Raw genomic sequence first — 2,038 nt, 5'->3', positions numbered from 1 at the left:
CCAGGTGCGGTTCGCTGAACTCGGGAAACTCGTTGGCGCTCTGGTTGGTCGGGCCGCTGCCGACGATGCCCTGGTGCTGCGCATGCAGGGCCTTGGCCACCTCGTCCTGATCGCCCGACTCCTGCGCCTGCACCTCGCGCGCCTGCTGGCCGAAGCCGTCCTGCTGCTCGCTGGCAGTAGCCAGGCGTTCGGCGGTCTCGGGCNGCTGCCGACGATGCCCTGGTGCTGCGCATGCAGGGCCTTGGCCACCTCGTCCTGATCGCCCGAATCCTGCGCCTGCACCTCGCGCGCCTGCTGGCCGAAGCCGTCCTGCTGCTCGCTGGCGGTGGCCAGGCGTTCGGCGGTCTCGGGCAGGTCCTTGTGGTGCTTGGCTTCGTGATGGCGCGGCTCGGTGGTCAGCAGCAGGCCCGCCGCCGCGCGGATCGCCCCATGCCGGTCGGTGCGCAGTTCGAAACCCTCACCGCGCGGCTGGCCGCCCGAGGGGCGCGGGTGGGTCAGGTAGCCCAGGTTNAGGCTCGTATGCCCGGTGCTGCTCAACGCCAGGTGTTCACCGGTCGCGACATGCGTCGAGCGCGGCGTGGTCAGGGCGATGCCCGCCGGGCTGGCCAGCACCAGGTGCGGTTCGCTGAACTCGGGAAACTCGTTGGCGCTCTGGTTGGTCGGGCCGCTGCCGATAATGCCCTGGTGCTGGGCATGCAGGGCCTTGGCCACCTCGTCCTGGTCGCCCGCCTCCTGCGCCTGCACCTCGCGTGCCTGCTGGCCGAAGCCGTCCTGCTGCTCGCTGGCAGTAGCCAGGCGTTCGGCGGTCTCGGGCAGGTCCTTGTGGTGCTTGGCTTCGTGATGGCGCGGCTCGGTGGTCAGCAGCAGGCCCGCCGCCGCGCGCACGGCGCCATGTCGGTCGGTGCGCAATTCGAAACCCTCACCGCGCGGCTGGCCGCCCGAGGGGCGCGGGTGGGTCAGGTAGCCCAGGTTGATCGCGCTGGCGCCGTGGTCGCTGCGCANGTGGTGCTTGGCTTCGTGATGGCGCGGCTCGGTGGTCAGCAGCAGGCCCGCCGCCGCGCGCACTGCCCCATGCCGGTCGGTGCGCAGTTCGAAACCCTCCCCCCGCGGCTGGCCGCCCGAGGGGCGCGGATGGGTCAGGTAGCCCAGGTTGATCGCGCTGGCGCCGTGGTCGCTGCGCAACGCGATGCTGATCTCGCTGGTGGTGTCGTCGATGCGCAGCTCGTTGCTGCGGCTGCCCTTGTATTCCTTGCTCTTGACCGTGGCCAGGGTCTTGAAGTCCGGCAACCGGTACGGCGGCAGGTTGGCGCCGTGGTACAGGCAACCGGTGATCAGCGGCTGGTCGGGGTCGCCTTCCAGAAAGGTGATCAGCACCTCCATGCCGATACGCGGCAGCGAGATGGCGCCGAAGCTGCTCTGGCTGGCCCAGTTGGAGGCCACGCGCATCCAGCAGGTGGTCTTGTCGTCCGACTGGCCTTCGCGGTCCCAGAAGAACTGCACCTTGACCCGGCCGTACTCGTCGCAATAGATCTCTTCGCCTTCCGGGCCGGTCACTACAGCACGTTGCGCACCCAGCACTTTGGGCTTGGGATGCCTCAGCGGCGGACGGTACGGCACGTCCCACGGCGTGGCGTAGAAGCGGTTGCGATAGCCCTGGTGAAAGTCGTCCTTGAGGTCGGTGACGTCGCTGCTGATCACCTCCTCGAGCACCTGCGGCTGCTTGCCTNCCTCAGCGGCGGACGGTAGGGCACGTCCCACGGCGTGGCGCAGAAGCGGTTGCGATAGCCCTGGTGGAAGTCATCCTTGAGGTCGGTGACGTCGCTGCTGATCACCTCCTCGAGCACCTGCGGCTGCTTGCCTTCATGCAGCACTTCGGTGAGCAACCACAGGTCGTTCCAGGCCGGGTTGGCNCGGCTGCTTGCCTTCATGCAGCACTTCGGTGAGCAACCACAGGTCGTTCCAGGCCGGGTTGGCGTGCTCGGTCAGGCTCAGAAAATGCCCGCTGACCAGGCTCGGCTGGTCGCTGCGGCCCTCGGCC

At 68.9% G+C, this 2,038-nt stretch carries 1 protein-coding gene and 1 pseudogene; both read right to left on the bottom strand.

What is annotated here, in order from left to right:
• Positions 1-1,698, bottom strand: a 1,698-nt coding sequence (gene tssI / locus CR917_RS27890) for a type VI secretion system tip protein TssI/VgrG (protein ID WP_371920466.1), incomplete at its 3' end; no start/stop codon positions are given.
• A gap of 225 nt (positions 1,699-1,923) precedes the next feature.
• Positions 1,924-2,038: pseudogene (locus tag CR917_RS28330) on the bottom strand (hypothetical protein); the annotation flags it as partial.

Source organism: Pseudomonas sp. BRM28 (assembly GCF_002939405.1).
In the GTDB taxonomy this organism is placed as follows: domain Bacteria; phylum Pseudomonadota; class Gammaproteobacteria; order Pseudomonadales; family Pseudomonadaceae; genus Aquipseudomonas; species Aquipseudomonas palmensis.
The sequence above is the reverse complement of the archived record's forward strand: the minus strand, read 5'-3'. Positions and strand labels throughout refer to the sequence as shown.